The 23,066-nt window shown below is 33.1% G+C and carries 23 protein-coding genes; 18 read left to right on the top strand and 5 right to left on the bottom strand.

The window, feature by feature from the left end:
* The first annotated feature begins 86 nt into the window (after positions 1-86).
* From AC1Q5Z_RS00715 to AC1Q5Z_RS00635, 17 genes are all read left to right on the top strand, one after another.
* Positions 87-1,541 (top strand): glutamate synthase subunit beta, encoded by a 1,455-nt coding sequence (locus AC1Q5Z_RS00715; protein WP_012024227.1) that lies wholly within the window; start codon positions 87-89, stop codon positions 1,539-1,541.
* A gap of 598 nt (positions 1,542-2,139) precedes the next feature.
* Positions 2,140-3,432, top strand: coding sequence for a diaminopimelate decarboxylase (lysA, locus tag AC1Q5Z_RS00710; protein ID WP_343586301.1), 1,293 nt, complete (start codon positions 2,140-2,142; stop codon positions 3,430-3,432).
* Positions 3,433-3,698: 266 nt separating this feature from the next.
* Positions 3,699-4,013, top strand: a complete 315-nt coding sequence (locus tag AC1Q5Z_RS00705) for a GIY-YIG nuclease family protein (RefSeq protein ID WP_343586299.1) — start codon at positions 3,699-3,701, stop codon at positions 4,011-4,013.
* 170 nt (positions 4,014-4,183) lie between these two features.
* On the top strand, positions 4,184-4,588 hold the full coding sequence (locus AC1Q5Z_RS00700) for a helix-turn-helix domain-containing protein (RefSeq protein WP_343586297.1): 405 nt from the start codon (positions 4,184-4,186) through the stop codon (positions 4,586-4,588).
* Positions 4,589-5,125: 537 nt separating this feature from the next.
* Positions 5,126-5,575, top strand: coding sequence for a hypothetical protein (locus AC1Q5Z_RS00695; protein ID WP_343586295.1), 450 nt, complete (start codon positions 5,126-5,128; stop codon positions 5,573-5,575).
* A 53-nt stretch (positions 5,576-5,628) separates the two neighbouring features.
* Entirely contained in the window at positions 5,629-6,165 is a 537-nt protein-coding gene (locus tag AC1Q5Z_RS00690; RefSeq protein WP_343586293.1) for a hypothetical protein, read from the top strand.
* Positions 6,166-6,247: 82 nt separating this feature from the next.
* Entirely contained in the window at positions 6,248-6,613 is a 366-nt protein-coding gene (locus AC1Q5Z_RS00685) for a hypothetical protein (RefSeq protein WP_492443345.1), read from the top strand.
* A 237-nt stretch (positions 6,614-6,850) separates the two neighbouring features.
* The gene (locus AC1Q5Z_RS00680) at positions 6,851-7,402 is read left to right on the top strand and encodes a hypothetical protein (RefSeq protein ID WP_343586290.1); all 552 of its coding nucleotides are present in this window, start codon (positions 6,851-6,853) and stop codon (positions 7,400-7,402) included.
* Positions 7,403-7,437: 35 nt separating this feature from the next.
* Positions 7,438-7,905 carry a DUF1572 domain-containing protein gene (locus AC1Q5Z_RS00675; protein ID WP_343586288.1) on the top strand — a complete coding sequence of 156 codons (468 nt, stop codon included), beginning with the start codon at positions 7,438-7,440 and terminating at the stop codon, positions 7,903-7,905.
* 21 nt (positions 7,906-7,926) lie between these two features.
* Positions 7,927-8,415: a YegJ family protein gene (locus AC1Q5Z_RS00670; protein ID WP_343586286.1), complete on the top strand. Its 489-nt coding sequence runs from the start codon at positions 7,927-7,929 to the stop codon at positions 8,413-8,415.
* A gap of 53 nt (positions 8,416-8,468) precedes the next feature.
* On the top strand, positions 8,469-9,176 hold the full coding sequence (locus AC1Q5Z_RS00665) for a M949_RS01915 family surface polysaccharide biosynthesis protein (protein WP_343586284.1): 708 nt from the start codon (positions 8,469-8,471) through the stop codon (positions 9,174-9,176).
* An 80-nt stretch (positions 9,177-9,256) separates the two neighbouring features.
* Positions 9,257-9,622 carry a hypothetical protein gene (locus AC1Q5Z_RS00660; RefSeq protein WP_198856798.1) on the top strand — a complete coding sequence of 122 codons (366 nt, stop codon included), beginning with the start codon at positions 9,257-9,259 and terminating at the stop codon, positions 9,620-9,622.
* Between the two features lie 186 nt (positions 9,623-9,808).
* Positions 9,809-10,996, top strand: coding sequence for a hypothetical protein (locus AC1Q5Z_RS00655; protein ID WP_343586281.1), 1,188 nt, complete (start codon positions 9,809-9,811; stop codon positions 10,994-10,996).
* Between the two features lie 153 nt (positions 10,997-11,149).
* Positions 11,150-11,476 (top strand): ArsR/SmtB family transcription factor, encoded by a 327-nt coding sequence (locus AC1Q5Z_RS00650; RefSeq protein WP_198856796.1) that lies wholly within the window; start codon positions 11,150-11,152, stop codon positions 11,474-11,476.
* The gene (locus AC1Q5Z_RS00645; RefSeq protein WP_343586279.1) at positions 11,466-11,963 is read left to right on the top strand and encodes an SRPBCC family protein; all 498 of its coding nucleotides are present in this window, start codon (positions 11,466-11,468) and stop codon (positions 11,961-11,963) included. Before AC1Q5Z_RS00650 ends, AC1Q5Z_RS00645 begins: the two co-directional genes overlap by 11 nt.
* A gap of 41 nt (positions 11,964-12,004) precedes the next feature.
* Positions 12,005-12,508 (top strand): SRPBCC family protein, encoded by a 504-nt coding sequence (locus tag AC1Q5Z_RS00640; RefSeq protein WP_278022454.1) that lies wholly within the window; start codon positions 12,005-12,007, stop codon positions 12,506-12,508.
* 96 nt (positions 12,509-12,604) lie between these two features.
* Positions 12,605-13,474, top strand: coding sequence for an alpha/beta hydrolase (locus tag AC1Q5Z_RS00635; protein WP_198856793.1), 870 nt, complete (start codon positions 12,605-12,607; stop codon positions 13,472-13,474).
* Positions 13,475-13,534: 60 nt separating this feature from the next.
* Here AC1Q5Z_RS00635 and AC1Q5Z_RS00630 read toward each other — a convergent pair whose 3' ends face one another.
* Positions 13,535-15,070, bottom strand: a complete 1,536-nt coding sequence (locus tag AC1Q5Z_RS00630) for a YifB family Mg chelatase-like AAA ATPase (protein WP_492443339.1) — start codon at positions 15,068-15,070, stop codon at positions 13,535-13,537.
* 80 nt (positions 15,071-15,150) lie between these two features.
* Positions 15,151-16,125, bottom strand: coding sequence for a Gfo/Idh/MocA family protein (locus tag AC1Q5Z_RS00625; RefSeq protein ID WP_492443337.1), 975 nt, complete (start codon positions 16,123-16,125; stop codon positions 15,151-15,153).
* Between the two features lie 315 nt (positions 16,126-16,440).
* Here AC1Q5Z_RS00625 and AC1Q5Z_RS00620 point away from each other — a divergent pair, with 315 nt between their 5' ends.
* Complete coding sequence (locus AC1Q5Z_RS00620; protein ID WP_198856788.1) at positions 16,441-17,757, top strand: ammonium transporter; 1,317 nt, start codon at positions 16,441-16,443, stop codon at positions 17,755-17,757.
* A gap of 347 nt (positions 17,758-18,104) precedes the next feature.
* On the opposite strand, the gene AC1Q5Z_RS00615 is transcribed toward AC1Q5Z_RS00620, so the two are convergent.
* From AC1Q5Z_RS00615 to AC1Q5Z_RS00605, 3 genes are all read right to left on the bottom strand, one after another.
* A complete protein-coding gene (locus AC1Q5Z_RS00615; protein WP_343586267.1) occupies positions 18,105-20,186 on the bottom strand; it encodes a protein-disulfide reductase DsbD family protein in 2,082 nt (693 codons plus the stop codon).
* The gene (gene tilS, locus AC1Q5Z_RS00610; protein ID WP_492443334.1) at positions 20,186-21,496 is read right to left on the bottom strand and encodes a tRNA lysidine(34) synthetase TilS; all 1,311 of its coding nucleotides are present in this window, start codon (positions 21,494-21,496) and stop codon (positions 20,186-20,188) included. The genes AC1Q5Z_RS00615 and tilS overlap by 1 nt, the downstream gene beginning before the upstream one ends.
* 224 nt (positions 21,497-21,720) lie before the next feature.
* Positions 21,721-23,007, bottom strand: coding sequence for an anthranilate synthase component I family protein (locus AC1Q5Z_RS00605; protein ID WP_492443332.1), 1,287 nt, complete (start codon positions 23,005-23,007; stop codon positions 21,721-21,723).
* Positions 23,008-23,066 lie beyond the last annotated feature (59 nt).

The raw sequence follows: 23,066 nt of genomic DNA, 5'->3' as shown, positions 1-23,066 counted from the left end.
ATCAATTTCAATTACAATGTCTTCCTGAGCGAAGTCGAAGGATTTGGAATTTGGGATTTAAAAATTGAAATTTTAATAAAAAAGTCATGGGTAAAATAGGCGGATTTAAAGAATATAACAGAGCCGATGAAAGTAATTTAGCAGTAGCAGAACGTGTTTCTAACTACAATGAATTTACTATTCCGGTACCAAAAGATAAATTAAAAGAACAAGGATCAAGATGTATGGACTGTGGAATTCCTTTTTGCCACAGTGGTTGTCCGTTAGGAAATTTAATTCCTGACTTCAACGACATGGTGCATCAGGAAGAATGGCAGAGTGCGTTAGAGATTTTACAATCTACTAATAACTTTCCTGAATTTACAGGACGCTTATGCCCTGCTCCATGTGAGAAATCATGTGTATTAGGAATCATCAAAGATCCGGTTTCTATCGAAAACATCGAAAAAAGCATCGTAGAAAGAGGTTTTGCTGAAGGATGGATTAAACCACAAGCGCCAAAAACAAGAACTGGAAAAACTGTTGCTGTAATTGGTTCTGGACCTGCGGGTCTTGCTGCGGCTCAGCAATTAAACAGAGCAGGTCACACTGTAACTGTTTTTGAAAGAGACAATGCAATTGGAGGTTTATTACGTTACGGAATTCCAAATTTCAAATTAGAAAAAGGAATCATCGACCGTCGTGTAGCTATTCTGGAAGCAGAAGGAATCACTTTCAAAACTAATGTAAACGTTGGTGTTAATTTCAGTGTTGAAGAATTAAACCAATTCGATTCTATTGTTTTATGCGGAGGAGCAACTGAAAGAAGAAGCTTGCCAACTAAAGGAATCGAAAGTAAAGGTGTTGTTCAGGCAATGGATTTCTTAACTCAACAAACTAAAGTTTTATACGGAGAATCAATTCCAGATCAAGTTAAAGCAACTGGTAAAGATGTAATCGTTATTGGTGGTGGAGATACTGGTTCTGACTGTATTGGAACTTCAAACAGACACGGAGCTAAATCGGTAACTAACTTTGAGATTTTACCAAAACCTCCAGTTGGAAGAAGCGAGTCAACTCCTTGGCCTTTCTGGCCGTTGCAACTTAAAACATCTTCTTCTCACGAAGAAGGTTGCGACAGAAACTGGTTAATCAATACAAAAGAATTCATTTCTAACGATAAAGGTGAATTAACTGGATTAAAAACGGTTGAAGTACAATGGAAAATGACTCCAGGTCAGCGTCCTGAATTAATCGAAAAAGAAGGTTCTGAGAAAATCTGGCCTTGCGATTTAGCTTTATTGGCTCTTGGATTTACAGGTCCGGAGAAAACGTTAAGCGAGCAATTAGGAATCGAAACTGATATGAGAAGCAATTACAAAGCGCATAACTATCAGACAAACGTTCCTCACATTTTCACTGCTGGTGATATGAGAAGAGGACAATCATTAATCGTGTGGGCTATTTCAGAAGGTCGCGAAGCAGCAAGAGAAGTAGATTTGTTCTTAATGGGCTCTACCAACCTGCCTACTAAAGGAAAAGGAGATTTACCGAGCTTATAATTTTAAGGTTCTGAGATACTAAGATGCTAAGGTTCTAAGTTTTTTTCCTTGCATTTTATTAAATCTTTATTCCGATAACAACATAACTACTAACAAACCCTTGAATTGATATTCAGGGGTTTTGTTTTTTTTTTAGCCACAGATTACACAGATTACACAGATTAAATAGATTTTTTTGTTTGCCACGAATTGCACAAATTTTCACTAATTTTTCTCTTCTCATTGGTTTCTATATTCAATATAGCTCGTGGTTTCAACCACGGGGACACAATATATGATTATACTCAATCCGTAACGTTTCCCGTGGTTGAAACCACGGGTTATGTTTTAGCATTTTGCGAAAAATTAAAAATTTATGGAAATTCGTGTAATTGCTTCGCCTATTCGCTATCGCTCGGGTCGTGGCGAAAAAAATCCATTTAATCTGTGTAATCTGTGGCAAAAAACAACTTCAACAGCATTTAAGAATAAGTTAATTCACAAATTCGAGCCAAAAAAACTTAGTATCTTAGCATCTCAGAACCTTAGCATCTTTAAAAAGGTTACAAAATTCCAAAAACAGCAACTTTTTGTTTAAAATAAAACAATTTGTTATAATTTGTTATTTTTCTGCAAATTATTTGCTGATAGACAAAAGTGTAATAACTTTGCCCAAAATGATTTAAAAATGCAAGCAAAAGATTTACTGCAGTTAGCAGACCAATTTGGAAGTCCATTGTATGTTTACGATGCTGAAAAAATCCAATCTCAGTACAACAGATTAACTAAAGCTTTCTCTAAGGTAGAAAACTTAAGAGTTAATTACGCCATGAAGGCATTGTCTAACGTTGCGATTCTACAGTTATTAAAGAACATGGGGTCTGGTTTAGACACTGTATCAATTCAGGAAGTTTTATTAGGACTTCATGCTGGCTATGAACCCGAAAGAATTTTCTTTACACCAAACGGCGTTTCTCTAGAAGAAATCGAAGAAGTTGCCGCAATGGGTGTACAAATCAATATCGACAATTTATCTATTTTAGAGCAATTCGGAACAAAACATCCACATATTCCGGTATGTATTCGTATCAACCCACACGTAATGGCGGGCGGAAATGCTAATATTTCTGTTGGACATATCGATAGTAAATTCGGGATTTCTGTGCACCAGATTCCGCATATCTTGCGAATTGTTGAAAACACAAAAATGAGCATTGTTGGAATTCACATGCACACAGGATCTGATATTTTAGATATCGAAGTATTCTTGTATGCTGCTGAAATCTTATTTGATACAGCAAAACATTTCAAAGATTTACAATTCTTAGATTTCGGAAGCGGATTCAAAGTTCCTTACAAAAAAGACGATATCGAAACAGACATCGAAGAATTAGGTAAAAAGTTATCAAAAAGATTCAATGCTTTCTGTGCAGAATACGGAAGAGATTTAACGTTGATTTTCGAACCAGGAAAATTCTTGGTGAGTGAAGCAGGTCATTTCTTAGTAAAAGTAAACGTAGTAAAACAAACAACTTCAACAGTTTTCGCTGGAATCGATAGTGGTTTCAACCACTTAATTCGTCCAATGTTTTACGGGTCTTCACACCATATAGAAAACATCTCCAACCCAAAAGGAAAAGAGCGTTTTTACTCTGTTGTAGGATACATTTGCGAAACGGATACTTTTGCAAACAACCGTAGAATCGCTGAAATCACAGAAGGTGACATTTTAGAGTTCAGAAATGCAGGAGCATACTGTTTCTCAATGTCTTCAAACTACAACTCAAGATACAAACCAGCCGAAGTTCTTTGGATGAACGGTCAGGGAATCTTGATTCGCCAAGCTGAAACATTTGAGGATTTACTTAAAAATCAAATTCCGTTGCCACAAGAAATTGCTGCTACGGTTTAACAATAGAAAAAAAGAGAATATCATTTTAATCCCGTTTCTTAATTGAGGCGGGATTTTTTTATTTCAGATTTTTGAGTTTAGATTTTAGATTATTTTGCAACGTCTTGTCAGGCTGAGCGAAGTCGAAGCCCACGCAAAGTAATCACAATATTTGTCATTTCGACGTAAGGAGAAATCTTCGCAAGAAACTCCACCAAGCATATAAAAACCTATCACAAAAAGAAAGAAAAATCTTAAATAATTATTTATCTTTAGCCGAAAAAAAAATGCATCAACAAGAAGGCTATCACACATACTACACATACATTCTTACAAACAAATACAAAACCGTTTTCTACACAGGAGTCACAAATAATTTAAAAATTCGCTTAAGTCAGCACAAAGAACACAATACAACGGGAAACAAAACTTTTACCGCAAAATACAATGCTACTTATTTGTTGTACTACGAAAAATTTACTTGGATTCAAGAAGCAATTGCTCGTGAAAAAGAAGTAAAAGACTGGCGAAGAGAGAAGAAAATTGAATTAATAAAAACCATTAATCCTGATTTGGATTTTCTAAATTATTTATTTGAATGATCTGTTTCCAATCTTTGCGGAGCTACTTGCGAAGATTTCTCCTTCGTCGAAATGACAATATTGTGGATAATTGCAACTGTAAATAGAAAATTGGAATATTAAATATTACCTCAGAAAAATCATATATTTACTCTTCAATAAAATCAAAAAAATTAAATACCTTTGAAATTATGAGCACGACATCAAAACCAAAACATATCGGCAGAAACATAAGCCGAATCAGAGAGCTTAAAGGTATGAAGCAGGAAGCGCTTGCAATTGCAATTGGTTTAAGCCAGCAAACTGTTTCTAACATTGAAGCAAGTGAAACTGTAGATGAAGAAAGACTTGACGAAATTGCAAAAGCTTTAGGCGTTACTAAAGAAGCAATTGAAAATTTTTCTGAAGAATCTGTTTTTAATTTCTTTAATAACTTTTATGACAATAGTGCAAATAACGGAGCGCAAGGAAGTGGAAACACTAACAATTCTTGCACTTTCAACCCGCTTGACAAAGTTGTAGAACTTTACGAACGTTTGGTTCAAGCTGAAAAAGACAAAGTGGAATATTTAGAAAAATTATTAAAAGGAAAATAATTCCTTAGAAATATAAATTTTACGAAAGCACAGAGATTTACTTTGTGCTTTTTTTAAGCCCAGAAACAAAATGTCATATCTTCTTCTTGCTCTTTTTATTGTCATCGTAAATTGCTCCATTTTTTATTTTTTAAAATCTGAAAACGAACTAAAAAAAATACTTTTATATGCATTAGTCTATTTTATCATTGCTCTAATCTTTACAAAAATTTATATTTTACTAGATTTCAAAACAATGCCAAATGATTTTGGGTTCTTTTTACTTTTAATGTTTAGTTGGACTATGATATTAATGCATTTTATAAAAAATCTAAACAACAGAAGAGTAAATATTGCCAAGCGATTACAGATGGAAGATAATCAACTTATCACACCTTCTGCTTATCTTACATTTATTGTAATCTCTGTAACTGCCTTTCAATTGTATTTAATTTTATCAAAAACTATCAATGTTTTTAGAAGTTAAGCAGAACGCTAAAATTTATCCCAACAAATAAAATTCTTATTTTAGCATCCAAAATCAAACCCCAAAATCAAATGAAACCTACAATCCTACTATCAACACTATTACTATTATTTGCAACCAATTCATTCAGCCAAACCTTAGCTGATTTAAAACTAAAACCAAAAGAAATTCCAAAAGGCTATACACCAAACGACGGTAATATTTGTGTGTCGCCTCAGGCTTGTAATTTTTATACTGACATTGAAACCTACAGCAATATTGTTGGAACTGTAAAAAGTAAAGCCATTCAAAGTTTTAAAAACAAAGGTGACAAAGGCTCTATTATGTATTTTGAATTTGACCACGTTTTTAAAGGCGATCGTTTTCTGCAAGGTTTATTGTGGGGAAAAGCTGGCGAACCAACAGACGAACATCCGGAAGAATATGTTGTAAAAGGAAAATTTCTAATAATTTGGAGTTTGAAGGCAGATAGTCCGCTAAAGGAAAAATCGGAAACCAAAATAGAAACACTTTTGCCGTAAAATCCTAATCAGCGCTATTTTGTGTTTTTCAAAACATTCGAAATAAATTAAACATGAAAAAAATACTTTTTATTCTTATATCTCTTTTAGCGATAAGCTGCAGCAATGATGATAAAACGCCTCAAACCGATAAGACTTCTATAAGTCTTGTAACAGGAGTTGATTTTAGACAAACTACAGACGATATGGGATTAAAACTCGGTAACCCAAATACTTTTGTAAAAAACAAATTTTTAATTTTCCCAAATCCTGCACGTAACAACAACAATCTTTACATTTCAGCTCAAGAAAGTATTACAGCAATATGGTTAGTTCCTGCAACTCCCGAAAAAATTTATCAAAGTGTTGATTTCAGCACTATTTTAAACAGCAGCTTATATAGCGAACAATCTATTATATCAAGTTCTAAACTTTCTTTAAACGAATTGTCTACAAGTAATCCTAAACTTGATATAAAAACCCTTACTACAGGATATTATAAAATTTTCGTTAAAATTGGAGGTGTTATTTATTGGGATAATTTATATGTATACACTGATGCAGAAGATAATGAAGAGCATTTTAACACAGTAAAGAATTTTTGGAAATAGGTCTAAAATTATCTTAACGACATTTTAAGACATTAAATAGTATCTTCGTATCTAAAAAAATTATCATATTAAATAATACAAAATGAAACCACAAGTACGAATCCTAATTTATTCTATTCTTTTCTTTTTATACCTTACTTCTACGCATTTTTTTCTTGAATTAAATGAGAAATTTAAAGGTGATGGTTTTGTAACTTTAGGAGTTGGCTTTGGTATTCTGAATCTTATTTATACTTTTACAGCCCTAAAATGGAAACCTCTGCTTAATGTACTTTGCGCTGTCGGAATTGCGGCTTTGGCTATGTTTTTGGCCTTACAGTTTACCAATTTGCATCTGCTTGTAAATTACGATCCGTATCAGGTTAAAACTGCCATTTTTGCTAATGCTGTTTTCTCAATTATCTTTTGGGAAATTGTATATCAAGTTAAGATTAGAAAATCTAAATAAATATATTTTCAGTTGCCTCCAGCTTTAGCTGGGGTTTCATAAAAAGTCTCGAAAGGGCTTTAGCCAAAATTATTCATTTGGCTAAAGCCCTTTCTTTTCAATATACACTACTCCCCAGCTAAAGCTGGAGGCAATCCATAATATGATTTGTAAGGATAATATTCAATAGTTCGCAAAACCATATATTTTCGTACGTAATTTTTTATATTAGCATTTTAAAATTTATCTAAGCCTAACATGAAAATTAGAACTCTACTCCTTTTGTCTGTACTTACTATTTCTTGTAAAAAAGAAGCAAAAACAGAAACTTCTAAAATTGCTCCAAAAGATTCTTTGAAGGTAACTGAAAAGAAAGAACCAGAAACACAAAAAACAGATACGATTGTGTTATCTACAAAACATAAAATCAACAAAATCTTATGTGATCTTGACGGAGATAATTTAGATGAAACTGTAGAAATTTTTAGAAGTACAAAAAACCAAAAAAGCGGTCTTAAAATCACTTACGGAAACGGAAAAAGAACTGATTATTTAGGTTTTGGAAATGATATTTTAAATCAAGGTTTTGACGAAATTGATTGGATTGGAATATTTGAAAAAGCGCCCAAAAATGAGGTTTATTTTGAAAATGTAAATGAAGACGGAGAAATCATTGGCGAAGAACAAGTTGCAGAAGAAGACAAAATAAAACTTCCAAACGACGGAATCTTTATTCACGCCGAAGAAAGTTGCGGAGGCGGTGTTATTTATCTTAAAAATGGAAAATACGAATGGATTCAGCAAGAATAAATTAATCGTAATTTAACTTCTAAACTATTTTGAATATGAAAAGTACAACCGAAATTGCAAATCGTTTTAGAGAAGTCATTTTAAACGGAACTTGGATTGCGAATACCAATTTTAAAGATCAGCTAGAAAATCTGGATTGGAAAATTGCAGTTAGTCCAATAAAGAACTTAAATACAATTGCAGTTCTGGCTCAGCATATTCATTATTACATTAAGGGACTTAATGAAGTTTTTAAAGGTGGAACTTTGGATATAAAAGACAAATTTAGTTTTGATTTTCCACCAATTCATTCGCAAGAACAATGGAATGTTTTTTTAAATAGATTCTGGAATGATGCCGAAGAATTTGCTTCACTAATAGAACAAATGCCCGATAAAAAACTCGATGATGTTTTTGTAGATGCCAAATACGGAACTTATAAAAGAAATATCGAAGCTATGATTGAACATAGCTATTATCATTTAGGACAGATCGTCTTAATAAAAAAACAAATAACAAACTAAAAATCAAACAGTAGCATAATAATGAAAAGCTATATTTTAATACTAACAAGTCTTTTTTGTTTAGCAAGTTGCAAAGATTCTAATAAAATAGAAAGAGAAGGCGAACCAACAATTTACAACGTAGAAAGTGAAGATCCGGAAATGAATGCTGCAATTTTGGAAGCAAATGAAACTCTAGATGAATTCAATAAAGGATTATCTAATTTTAATGCCGATAGCCATTCTTTAAAAGTTAAGTTTTCTAATTCAAAAGGCATAGAACATATGTGGATTGGGGAAATTAAGTATATAGACGGAAATTATTCTGGAATTTTAAACAGTGATCCTGAATACATTACAGAATATAAAGCTGGCGACAAAATCGATATTGAAACTTCTAAAATTAGTGACTGGATGTATCTTATAAACGGCAAACTATATGGAGGTTACACCATTCGTGTTTTAAGAGACCGAATGAGTGAAGAAGAACGAAAAGTATTTGACGAAGAAAGCGGTATGCTGATAGATTAATTTTTCTTTAAATAAAAAAACAACTCAACTATTAAATTGTATAAATGCATTTCATGAAAAAAATTACAATCCTATTATTAGCTATCGTTCTTTTTTCAAGTTGTAAATCAGATAAAAAAGAGGAAATTACAACTTCTGCGCCAACTGAAAAATCAACAGAAGAACCTTTTGTTTTAACTGTTGAAAAAATCGATTCAACTCAATTTCCTAAATCAATAAAATATGAAGGTCATATTAAAAATGCTGTTCGTTGGAAAGATAAATCAGGAGATAATATTGTAATTACTACTGAAACAGGTTACCACATCAATAAAAAGTTCGTACACGAAACAGATGGCTCTGATGCCGAATTATTTGCCTACCATTATATCATTTCAGGAAATCAAGTTAAGCAAACTTGGCGAGTTTACGATTTCATTTCAGATTGTCCTGTCGATCTTGTTGCTTCGTTTATTAAAGACACTTTTCAAGTTACAGATTTAAACAACAACGGAATTGCAGAAGTCTGGCTTATGTATAAAACCGTTTGCCACGGAGATGTAAGTCCGTCTGAGATGAAAATTATTATGTACGAAGGAAACACAAAATATGCAATGCGCGGCGAGAATAAGGTTCAAATAGGTGTTGCAGATAATGGCGAAAAGCAATTTGAAGGTGGCGAATTCAAGTTTGATGAAAACTTTAAAAAAGGTCAAAAAGTCTTTAAGGAGTTTGCTCAGAAATTATGGAATGATAACTTAATCGAAACATGGGAAGATTAAAATAATTAAACTTAACGTTAGTTTTTTATTCTTGAAATAGAAAATACTTAAATTTATTCATCAATTCTAAAAAACTAAAAATGAGTAAATTATTTTTTTGCATCGCATTTTTACTTGCATTATCTACATCTGCCCAAACTTCTAAAGAACTTATTGGAAAATGGCAATTGGTAAAATGGACTAAAAACGGAAAAGAAAAAAATATTCAAGAGCGTTTTAAAACAGATCAGGTTTTTCAGGTTTTTAAAGAAAATGGCGATTTTGAAAGCGTTATCGGAGACGAATTGCACAAAGCCAAATGGAAATTATCTAATGACAATTCGCACTTGACTATTATTTCTGTTATCCTGCCGGTTGAGTTTACTATAAACTCTTTTGACAGTCAAAAACGTGTTATAACCAATACGCAAGTTGGTACTTTTGAGTATAAAAAGGTAAGCGAATAAATTAGCATTTATTTTCTTATTCCTTATAAAGATCAAAACATCTAATCTAATCCCGATGGAAGAGATAGCATGCATCGGGACAGATGTTTATTTTGAAAACTGCATTTCTGCTCCTTAAATAAATTAGAAAAAGGCATAGTTGTTGAAAGTTAAATAAAATATATTTGCAACTTCAAAAAACACACTATGCAAAAAATTACTTTTCTAGTTTCTATATTGTTTTTAGCCCTTTCTTCTTGTGGGGTAAAAACAACACAATCAATGCTTAGCGACGGAAATTACGACGGTGCAATTGATCGCGCTGTTGAGGCGCTTCGCACCAAAAAAGATTCTAAAGGAAAACAAGATTATGTTTATTTGCTTGAGGAAGCTTTTGCAAAAGCCAAAGATCGCGATTTGCGTAATTTGGAAATGCTTAATAAAGAAAATAATCCTGCAAATGCCGAACGTATTTATAATACTTATGTACAGCTGAATAATCGTCAAGAAAAAATCAGGCCGATTTTGCCTTTGCCTTTATTGAAATTAGGAAGAAATGCAAGTTTTCCGTTTGATAATTATTCAAATGAGATTGTAAACAGTAAAAATGCACTTTCTAAATATTTATATGAAAACGCTTCTACGCTTTTGAAATCGAATAATAAATTAGATTTTAGAAAAGCATACGACGATTTTGCTTATTTGGAAAGCATTAATCCTGGTTACAAAAACACTAAAAAACTAATGGACGACGCTCAGTTTAAAGGAACTGATTTTGTGGATGTTTACGCTAAAAACGAAACCAATATGGTAATCCCAAAAATGCTTCAAGACGATTTGTTAGATTTTAAAACTTACGGATTGAATGATAAATGGACGGTTTATCATAGCGCAAGACAAAAAAATGTGTCGTACGATTATAGCTTGATTCTTAGTTTCAGACAGATTGCAATTTCTCCAGAACAAATCAAAGAGAAAGAGTTTGTGAAAGAAAGACAAGTTAAAGATGGCGTAAAAACACTTTTAGACAGCCGCGGAAGACCAGTAAAAGATAGTTTAGGTAAAGAAATTAAAGTGGATAATTATAAAACACTTCGCGCAACAGTTTATGAATTCAGACAGTTTAAATCTTGTCTGGTAACGGCAAAAGTAGATTATGTAGACTTAAAAAGCAATCAGCTGGTTCAGACTTTCCCGATAAGCAGCGAATATGTTTTTGAAAATATTTACTCGACTTATAAAGGAAATAGAGGTGCTTGCGATGATAATTATCTAAGTTATTTTGACAAACGTGCCGTGCCGTTTCCGAATAACGAACAAATGGTTTATGATACAGGTGAAGACCTGAAAGCCAAGCTAAAAGACATCATTGTAAAGAATAAAATTAGACGATAATTATATAACACGAGTATAAAGAAAAAGACGCATTTTTGATGCGTCTTTTTTTGTTTAGGTTCTTTCATTGAAAAAAAATCATATTTTTTAATTGCGCAACCAAAAAGTTGCGTATATTTGCAACTGATTAGTTGCGAATTTATATTCAGAAAAATGAAAAGAGATATTTTTCAAGCTATTGCCGATCCGACGAGAAGAGCAATATTAGTTTTGATTTCTTCTACTGCATTAACACCAAATGCTATTGCAGAGCAGTTTCAAACTACAAGACAGGCGGTTTCTAAACACATTAAAATACTAAATGAATGTGATTTATTGGAAGAAAAAAAATTGGGTAGAGAAATTTATTATCAGCTCAAAATCGAAAAAATGAAAGAAGTTGATGAATGGCTAGAGCAGTTTAAAGCAATTTGGGAACAGCGTTTTAGCCAATTGGATCAAGTATTACTAAACTTAAAAGCTAAAGAAAATGAAAACTGATTTATTAATGAATTTTTCTGTAGATAAGGAAAATAAAACTGTAAATGTAAAACGCGAATTCGACGCGCCATTGTCTAATGTTTGGTCTGCTTGGACAGAACCTGAAATTTTAGATTTATGGTGGGCGCCGGCTCCTTTTGTATCTAAAACCAAAACAATGGAGTTTAAAGAAGGCGGAAAAAGATTATATGCCATGGTTGGTCCAGACGGTACAGAACGTTGGAGTTATTTTGAGTATTCTTCTATTTCTCCGAAAACTAACTTTAAACATTCTGCTACTTTTTCTGATGCAGAAGGAAATCCGAATTCAGAATTTGCTAGTTCGTATTGGGATATCACTTTTTCTGAGCAAAACGGTTCTACAATTGTTGACATCGCCATTAGACGTGACAGTTTTGAAGAATTGCAAAAAATAATTGAAATGGGCTTTAGAGAAGGTTTTACTTCGGCAATGCAAGGTTTGGACAAAATCTTAGCAGAAAAATAAACCAATCTAATTAACGATTTACAACTTAAAATCTAAAGAAAATGAAATCAAATCTTTTAATGAATTTTACTGTAGACAAAGAAAATAAAACTGTAAATGTAAAACGTGAATTTAATGCTTCATTGCCGCAAGTATGGTCGGCTTGGACAGAACCTCAAATTCTAGATTTGTGGTGGGCGCCAGCTCCGTGGAAATCACGAACAAAAAGCATGAATTTTGAAGAAGGCGGACGACGATTGTATGCAATGGTTGGCCCTGAAGGTGAAGAACATTGGGCTATTGCCGATTATACTTCAATAAATCCGAAGACAAACGTAAAATGGCTAGATGCTTTTTGCGATAGCGAAGGAAACTTAAACGAAGAATTTCCGCGTTCTGACTGGGACGTTACTTTCTCTGAAAAAGATGGTTCTACTTTTGTTGATGTCGTAATCAAGCACGAAAAATTATCCGATCTAGAAATGATTATTCAAATGGGATTCAAAGAAGGTTTTACCATTGCTATGGAAGGTTTGGATGCTATTTTTGCAGAAAAAGCAAAATAATTCTCCAATTACATATAAAAGGCCAAAACAAAAGAAGAATTTACTGATATTAAAATTGTATTTTCGTTTTACATAAACATTTTTACTTTACTATCAATGAACAAATTTTTTGCCCTGGCCTTTTTGCTTTTTTCTTCGACTTTAGCATTCAGCCAAAAGAATAAAACAAAAACCATAGAAACTTCAAAGCCTTTTGTGCTTGGCGTAATTGACGAAATTCAATCAAAAGAATTAAACGAAAAAAGAATTCTCAATATTTATCTTCCCGAAGGCTATAATCCTGCTGAAGCCACAAAATACCCTGTAATTTATTTATTGGACGGTTCTGCCGATGAAGATTTTATTCATATTTCGGGATTGGTTCAGTTTAATAGTTTTGAATGGATTAATCAGGTTCCAAAATCAATTGTTGTAGGAATTGCAACTGTCGACAGAAAGAGAGATTTCACTTTTCCAACTACTATCGAAAAAGACAAAACCCGTTTTCCTACAACAGGGCATTCTGATCAGTTTATTGCTTTTATCGAAAAAGAATTACAGCCTTTTATTGAAAAAAAATACAAGACAAATGATTCTAAAACCATTATTGGCCAATCTCTTGGCGGATTGTTAGGAACTGAAATCCTGCTTAAAAAACCAACTCTTTTTAATAAATACGTTATTATAAGTCCGAGCTTATGGTGGAATAATGGTTCTTTGTTAGATTTGGATTCTGAAATGCTGAAAGAAAATTTTAAACAGCCAACCGAAATTTATGTTGCTGTTGGAAAAGAAGGATTGGCTCCAACTGCAATTCCGCATGTTATGGAAGTTGATGCCAATTTACTTGCAGAAAAACTAAAAGGATCTAAAAGCAAAAATGTAAAAACTTACTTCGATTATTTCCCAGAAGAAAATCATGGTTCAATTCTGCATACAGCAGTTTTTAATTCTTTCAAATTCTTTTATCCTAAAAACAAGGAATAATATTTTTTTGTAAAATGTGAAATGTAAAACTTGTCATTTCACATTTTACATACAACAATTCTATCCAAGCCACCCTTCTCTATCCAAACTTCTATATTGAATCGCTTCGGCAATATGAGACGAAACAATATTTTCGGAATAATCTAAATCGGCGATTGTTCTTGAAACTTTCAAAATTCTATCATAAGCCCTCGCGGAAAGATTCAATCGTTCCATTGCGGTTTTTAGCAATTCTTTTGAAGGTTCGTCTAAAACACAAAATTCTCGAATGAGTTTACTGCTCATTTGAGCATTGTAATGAACATTTTCTACCGTTTCAAATCGTTTGGTCTGAATTTCTCTTGCTGCTGTAACTCGCTTGCGAATTTCTACACTGCTTTCTGCTTTTCTTTCATCAGCCAATTTCTCAAACGGAACTGGAGTAACTTCAATATGAATATCAATTCGATCCAATAATGGTCCAGAAATTTTACTCATATAACGTTGCATTTCCTGTGGAGAAGAAGTATTTGGCATGCTCGGATCGTTAAAGAATCCGCTTGGACTTGGATTCATACTTGCCACCAGCATAAAAGACGAAGGATAAGTAATGGTAAACTTAGCTCTCGAAATAGTTACTTCTCGATCTTCTAAAGGCTGACGCATGACTTCTAAAACATCACGTTTAAATTCTGGCAATTCATCTAAAAACAAAACACCATTGTGCGCCATCGAAATTTCCCCAGGCTGAGGATAGCTTCCGCCACCAACCAAAGCAACATTAGAAATAGTATGATGTGGACTTCTAAATGGTCTCTGATTCATTAATCCGACTTCCTTTAACTTTCCTGCAACACTATGAATTTTAGTGGTTTCTAAGGCTTCACGCAAAGTCATTGGTGGTAAAATACTCGGAACACGTTTTGCTAACATTGTTTTTCCTGCTCCTGGCGGACCTATCAAAATGATATTATGCCCGCCTGCTGCTGCGATTTCCATGCAGCGCTTAATGCTTTCTTGTCCGCGCACGTCTGAAAAATCATGCTCGGGAAAATCTAATGTTTTATAAAATTCTGCTCTTGTATCAATAACTGTTGGCTCTAGCGTTCCTTTTCCTTTAAAAAAATTAATTATTTCCTGAAGATTGGAAACTCCATACACATCTAAACCTGCTACAATTGCAGCTTCTTTTACATTTTGAATCGGAAGAAAAAAACCTTTATAGCCTTCTTCTTTCGCTTTTATAGCAATTGGCAATGCTCCGCGAATAGGCTGCAAACTTCCATCGAGAGAAAGTTCTCCCATAATAATATATCGCTCTATTTCTGGAGCTTTAATCTGGTCTGAACCGACTAAAATTCCCATTGCCAAAGTTAGATCATAAGAAGAACCTTCTTTTCTAAGATCAGCAGGTGCCATATTGATTGTGATTTTCTTTCCTGGAAGACTGTAACCATTATTTTTAAGAGCAGCGGCGATTCTATAACTGCTCTCTTTTATGGCATTATCTGGAAGCCCAACCAAATGATAGCCAATTCCTTTATCCATATGAACCTCAACTGTAATTGTTGTGGCCTCGACTCCAAAAACGGCACTTCCGTAAACTTTTACTAACATAATTATCTATTCATTAATTGTTTTTAAAACTAATGAAAAATAATTAATTGTAAATATTTTATTACAAAAATAATTTAATTCTAAAAAGGCAGTACAATTTGATTTTTAATCACCTCCACAATACTACTCAACTCCAAACAATTCTGATGTGACCACAATTTGCTCTCAACTTCATTATTCAAAATACAATTTTGGCATTCGATAATTTCATGTGAATATCCTTTTCCTAAAGTTGGTAAAGTAAAAGCTGCTTCTTTTTCTTCATTCATAAATAGAGAATAACCATCGGCAACAAACCATGGCGCATTCAACTCTATTCTTCCTTCTGTTCCAGAAATCACAGCTTTCATATCAGATTCTGAAACTATAGAAGCATGTAAAACTGATTGCCCTGATTCGTATTGTAAAATCATTGAAGTCTGCAAATCAATATCGTTTTTATGTTTAGCTGCTTTCGCCAAAATCTCTTTCGGATTCCCCAATATTATATAGGAGAGAAATAAAGGATAAACGCCAATATCAAATAATGCCCCACCTCCTAGTTCTTTATCAAAAAGTCTTTTGTTTTCTTTTTCACTTCCATGAAAGGCAAAATCGGCTTTTATATAATTTACTTTACCGATTGCTCCTTTATTGATTTTTTGCAAAACATCTTGAACTGATGGAATAAATCGAGTCCAAAAAGCTTCCATAAAAAACGTATTGTGCTTTTTGGAAGCTTCAATCATTCTTTCGGCATCTTTGTAAGATAGCGCCATTGGTTTTTCGCATAAAACATGTTTTCCTTTCTCTAACGCTTTTATGGATAATTCGGCATGCGAATTATGAGGAGTTGCGATATACACAATCTCAACTTCTGGATCTTCAAAAAGCAAATCATAAGAATTATACATTCTTAATGCATTGAATTTTCCGCCAAATTCCTCTGCTTTAGAAAAATCTCTAGAAGCAACTGCCGTCAGTTCAGCATTTTCAATCAATAATAAATCTGATGCAAACTGACTTGCAATATTTCCCAATCCTACTATTCCCCACTTAATACTTCTATTTTTCATCCTTAAATTATAATCATCAAAATTGTTAAAATGATTCAAAAAAATCCTTTACAACCAACTCTAGACGTTTTTTAAACAACAAATATCTATTATCCTACAAAAAATAGCAATCAATTACCCCAAAAATTATCAAAATTGAGGGTAAGTGAAAAAAAAATGTTGTCAAATTGTAAATTTTAAGTTTGTTTTAAGAAATTCACGCAAAATGATAGGGGTTAAATTTTAAATTTAACAAAAATTAAACATGTAACCCTATTTTTTTAGGGGGTATTAAATGATTTTATACTTTTATAAAAAATTTAAAACTAAATAACTATGCGAAAAATTATTTTAAGTGTGATTCTTATCACGATTTTGGTACTAACCTTTATTTCAAATTTTATTATTGCAGACAACCCAATTCCTGCAGAAGCTGTAAAATTTGATACTGGAGATACTGCCTGGATGATCGTTGCAACTGCTTTTGTATTGTTAATGACACCTGGATTAGGGTTTTTCTACGGAGGTATGGTAGGTAAGAAAAACGTAATTAGTACTATGCTTCAAAGTTTTATGGCAATGGTAATTGTTACTATTCTATGGACAGTTGTTGCTTTTGGATTGGCTTTTGGACCAACAATTGGTGGAATTATAGGAAACCCATCTCAGAATTTATTCTTTGCAGGAGTTGGAACTAACACAGCTTGGAGTCTTGCACCAACAATTCCATTTATTTTATTCGCATTATTTCAGGCAAAATTCGCCATCATTACTCCTGCATTAATTACAGGTGCTTTTGCAGAACGTATTCGTTTCTGGGCTTATCTGTTATTCATGGTTTTATTCATTATCTTAATATATGCTCCTCTTGCTCATATGACATGGCACCCTGATGGAGTTTTCTTCAAAATGGGAGTTCTGGACTTCGCCGGAGGAACAGTAGTGCATATGAGCGCTGGATGGGCTGCTTTGGCTGGAGCTATGTTCTTAGGAAAAAGAAAAGTTCAAAAAGTTAATCCTGCTAGAATTACTTATGTATTATTAGGAACAGGTTTACTTTGGTTCGGATGGTTTGGTTTTAACGCTGGATCTGCTTTAGGAGCAAATGGTCTTGCTGCTCAAGCTTTAGGAACAACAACTGTTGCTGCCGCTGCCGCTGCTATGGCTTGGGTTTTCCTTGATAAAATTTTAGGACATAAATTATCTGCTCTAGGAGCTTGTATTGGAGCTGTTGTTGGTCTTGTTGCTATTACACCTGCTGCTGGTTTCGTAAGTATTCCTCACGCAATCTTCATTGGTTTATTCTCTGCAATTGTAAGTAATATCGTAGTAAGCAAATTCCCTAAAGGAAAAATCGATGATGCTCTTGATGTATTTGCTTGTCACGGTGTTGGTGGTATGGTAGGTATGCTTTTAACTGGAGTTTTCGCTTCAAAAGCAGTTAATCCTGCAGTTGGAGATAATCAAGGTTTAATCTTCGGAACTCCAACATTGTTCATTAACCAATTAACTGCTTTAGTGATTGTTTCAATCTTTGCCTTTGTAGCTTCTTACGCTTTATTCTTCATTGTAAACAAAATTACTCCTCTAAGAGTTACTGAAGAAAAAGAAGAACTAGGATTAGACATCTCTCAACACGGAGAATTCTTATAAAAATAAATTCCCTTTCTCACATTACTTGATAAATAAAAAAGCACTCTAAATTTGACTTAGAGTGCTTTTTGCTTTTTGAATTAAAATCAAACCTTTTTATTTTTATATATTACTTTTTTTTGATTAAAACGAAAGAGAGCCAATGAACGAGAAAAAATAAACGAGACATAATATGCATAAAAAGATAATTATTAACCAAGATCTAAAAATCTCAGACTTTGTAATCGATTCATCATCTCCTTTTTCTCGACGTGTCTTTACATTATCTTTACTAGCTAAATACCATAAAAACGCAACTAACGCAAATGCTCCACTTATTATTAAATCTAAAAAAATAGAAAACTTCATTATTTAAAATTAGCAATTCCTTCTTTTAGCCATTCTAAATATTCATCAGCGTTTACGTAGCTAATTGTCGGTTTAGAAGTATTCATATTTTTTCCTTCCAAATCTGTAATAACATATAAAGGCTGTGTATTGGTTTTATATTTTGAGATCATAAAATCTGTCCATTTATCTCCAACTGTAATAATTTTATCTCCAGCGGCGGTTGTAAATTGCTCTTCTTTTGGCAATTCACGTTTATCATCAACATAAAGAGAAATTAAAACCACATCATTTTTTAGAATTGGTAAAATTGCAGGTTCAGACCAAACGTTATTTTCCATTTTTCTGCAGTTTACACAAGCATAGCCTGTAAAATCTAGCATGATTGGTTTGTTGATTTGCTTTGCATAAGCTAAGCCATCTTCGTAATCGTGGAAAACCATAATTCCGTGCGGACCTAATTCTGCCCCTTCAGGCAAACCTTTTCCTGCTTCTGAAGAAACTGCTCCATTTCCTGATCCTCCAACTCCAAACGGACTTTCACTATATTGCGGAGGAGGCGGGAATGCACTAATTAACTTCAAAGGTGCTCCCCAAAGTCCAGGAATTAAATACATCGTGAATACTAAAGTTAGTAATCCTAAATACAATCGTCCAACAGAAATATGGTGTGTTGGGCTATCGTGAGGCAATGTAATTTTTCCGAATAAATATAAGGTCAAAGCTCCAAAAATAGCAATCCAGATTGCGATGAAAACTTCTCTTTCTAAGAAATGCAATTGTAAAACCAAATCTGCATTTGATAAGAATTTAAATGCTAATGCTAATTCCAAAAACCCTAAAACAACTTTTACCGTATTTAACCATCCTCCAGATTTTGGCAACGAATTTAACCAACCTGGAAACATGGCAAATAACATAAACGGAAGTGCTAATGCCAACGAGAAACCTAACATTCCAACAATTGGCGCAATTCCTCCGTTTGATGCCGCTTCAACTAATAAAGTTCCAACAATTGGCCCTGTACAAGAAAATGACACAATTGCCAAAGCCAGAGCCATAAACAATATTCCGATTAAACCGCCTTTATCAGCTTGTTGATCTGCTTTGTTTGCCCATGAATTAGGAAGCATGATTTCGAAAGCTCCCAAAAATGAAGTAGCAAAAATGATTAAGATAACGAAGAAAATCAAGTTAAACCAAACATCTGTAGACAAAGCGTTTAAGGCATCTGCACCAAATATTTTAGTTACAATAAGACCTAAAATTACATAAATAGCAATAATAGAAAATCCGTAGATAATCGCATTTCTAATGCCTTTTGCACGGCTTTTACTTTGTTTAGTAAAGAAACTCACTGTCATCGGGATCATCGGGAAAACGCAAGGGGTCAACAATGCTGCAAATCCTGATAAAAAAGCAATGAAAAAGATTGAAAACAAACTTCTTGCAGGCGCTGGCGCAGGAATTTCTTCTTCAGCAGCTTCTGCTGTCTTTTCAACTTTTGGCTGAACAGTTTCTTCTTTTTTAACAGTATCAATAGCCAATCCAACCACTTTGGTTTCATCAGCTTTAGCTTCAGTTACAACTGGAATTTCATCTATTTTAAAAGTCGAAGGCACTGCAATCGAGAATTTCTTGTTCGAATTGATACATACTTCTTTACAAACCTGAAAATCAAAATCTACATCGACCGTTTTTAAGTTCGGGTTTATAATTTTTATTTCTTGCTCAATGTGTGCTTTCCCTTCAAAGAAAGTTTCATCTACACCAAAAACATCATTATAAGCTGTTCTGGTTTTACCTTCTTTAGCTTTTCCAACTAGTTCGTAATTTCCTTTTTGATTTTTAAAAGTTATTTCTAATGCCAAAGGTCCGCCGTCTGGAGTAAATTGCGAATACATATGCCAGTCTTTTTCGATTGTTCCATCAAAAATTAAAACTGCATTGTTTCCTTTTTTCTCAATTTTAGAAGTCCATTTTACGGGTTCTAATATTTGTGCATTACCTTTTGCAAAAGCAAAGAAAAACACGAATAGTAAAATGGTTTTAGTCCAAATATTTTTTGACAAATTTGTCTGAAGATTTCGAGTAAAGTTCATTATTGTAATTCTATTTTTAGTATTTGATTTGTGGTTTTCTCTATTTTAAAACGTTCGTCCTGTCTTATTCCAACAACCCAAACGATTTCATTTTCAGAACATAAAATCCAAGTTTTTTCTTTTTCAATTAATGATAATTTTTCGTCTTTAAAAAGCTTGCTAACTTTTTTAGATTTTCCTCTCATTCCAAAAGGCTGAAAAACATCTCCTTCTTTCCATTTACGTAAAATCAAAGGAAAGCGGATTTTATCGGAATCGACAAATATAACCTTATTTGAACCGAATGTTGTGTGACCAACGTTACAAAGACTCATTTTTAAGGGAAAATTAACTTCTGTCTCGTTTTCGCCAATTTCATATTCGCTTTCTTCTGGCATTTCAGAAAATGGACTTAAGATGAGTGTTTCTCTATTTTTTAGCAATCTAAATTCCTCCGAAAGAACTTGTTTTCCTGATTGTCCTTCAACTAAATCATAAATATCGTTCCATGCTGTAAAACCAAATTCATTAAGCCATTGATACAGATACGATTTATAATTCGGAAGTTTTTTTAGCTGATTTAAATCGAAATGAATGTCATCACCTGCTTCTTTTGCAACCTGCTGATAAATCATAATCGACGCATCTTCACCCATTTCTTTTGACTCTTGAAGAAATGACTGTGTCTTTTGAAAAGCATCTAAGAAATTAGGATTAATTTCTTTTAAGATCGGAACCAAATTATGACGGATTTTATTTCGCAAATATTTAGTAGAAGCATTACTGCTGTCTTCACGCCATTCTATCTTATTCTCTTCTGCATATTTCAAAATTTCTTCTCTAGAAAAAGGCAGAAGTGGACGAATAATTTTATCGTTTTGTTCTGGAATTCCAGTTAAACCTTCTAATCCTGTTCCGCGAGTTAAATTGATAATAAAAGTTTCCAAATTATCATCGGCATGATGCGCTGTGAGAATATAATCGAAGTTTTCTTCTTCCAAAAGTTCATAAAACCAACTGTAGCGAAGTTCTCTTGCAGCAACTTGAGTCGATAATTTATAATCTTTTGCAAAAGCTTCAGTATCAAAATGAGTGGTAAAAATCGAGATATTATTCTGATTGCAATAGTTTTGAATAAATTCCTGATCTCCAAAACTTTCCAATCCGCGAAGTTGAAAATTGCAATGTAAAACAGCAATCTCAAAAGGCATTTTACTTAATAAATGTAATAAAACCATACTGTCTAACCCGCCACTCACAGCCAAAAAAAGCTTTTTCTGTGCTAAAAAGGGAAATCTTGAAACGATATGATTTTGAAATTTTGAAAACATCTGATAAAAGTAAAAAATTAAATTCGATCTATTTTTAAACGAAATGTTAAGCGAATATATTTTTGCCACGAATTCCACGAATTCCACAATTTTTTTTTGCTAAATTCTATAAAATAGCCACAGATTAAAAGGATTAAAATGATTAAAAAATCTGTGCGAATCTTTTTAATCTGTGGCAAAAAAAATAATTCGTGCAAATTTGTGCAATTGGTGGCGAATAAAAATTACTGCAAAACTTCGTGCATTGCTTTTGCCTTTAGCAAACATTCTTCGTATTCTTTTTCTGGAACTGAAAGCGATGTTATGGCGCTTCCAACCGAAAATGAAACATATTTATTTTCTTGATTGTATAAAATACTTCTGATTACAACATTAAAATCAAAATCGCCAACAGGTGTAAAATAGCCAACTGCGCCACTGTATAATCCTCTTTTGGTTTCTTCTAGATTCTCCACAATTTCCATTACAGAAATCTTTGGCGCACCTGTCATACTTCCCATCGGAAAGGTTGTTTTTAAGACATCTACCGGAGAATATTGCGAATCTAATCTTGAAGTAATTGTAGAAATCATTTGGTGCACTTGCAGAAAAGAATAGATTCCGCAGAGTTCTTCAACCACAACCGAACCTTTTTGTGCTGTATGCGATAAATCATTTCGAACCAAATCAGTTATCATGATATTTTCTGCTCGTTCTTTGGCATCTGAAACTAAAATATTTTTCGACTTTTCATCTTCAATTGGATCAGAAAAACGTTTAGAAGTTCCTTTTATTGGCTGAGAAATGATCTTATCTCCTTCTTTTTTTAAATAGCGTTCTGGCGATGCAGAAAGCAGATAGTTTTTAAAGTTTTTAAAGAAAACCGAAAAAGGCGGTTGTGAAATCTCATTAAGTTTCTGAAATTTTTCTAACGGATTAATATCTGCATTTTCAGCATAAAATTCCATACAGAAATTCGCTTCATACATATCTCCAACATGTATATGTTCCAGCATTTTATTCACTTTCTGAACATATAATTCTTTAGAAATGCGTTGTTGAATATTTAGCTTTTCTTTACTTTCAACTTTCGACTTTCGACTTTCGACTATTTCATTAAAATCCTCTTCAAGTTCGTCATCACAAAACATTAAATATTGTATTTCAAGTTCATTTCCTCTCAGAATAAAAATCTTTTTAGGCTGAAAGAAAAACAAATCAGGAAAATGCAAACCATCAAAATTGTTCGATTGAAGTTTTTCGACATCATTCTTTAAATCATAAGAAAGGTATCCAAAAAGCCAGTCTTTTGTATTTTGCTGATATTGTTTTAAATCTTCAAAAGCATTGTAATAATCTGTTTGTAAAGAAGTAAATGCATCTACTGCCAATATGCAGTCAAAATTGGAATACTGCTGCGGATAAGAATTGCTGTCTAAAAAAACGACTTCGCGAAATTGCTGCGCCCAACTTAAAAGCTGCTCTTTAAACAGTTTTGGATTGGCAATATTTTTATGAATGGAAACTCTCAAAAATGGTAATTTTAAAGGTCAAAATTACGACAAAATTCTGTCATTAGCGGAAAGCGAAA

The sequence above is a fragment of the Flavobacterium sp. GW823-FHT06G12 genome, assembly GCF_058794775.1.
The sequence above is the reverse complement of the archived record's forward strand: the minus strand, read 5'-3'. Positions and strand labels throughout refer to the sequence as shown.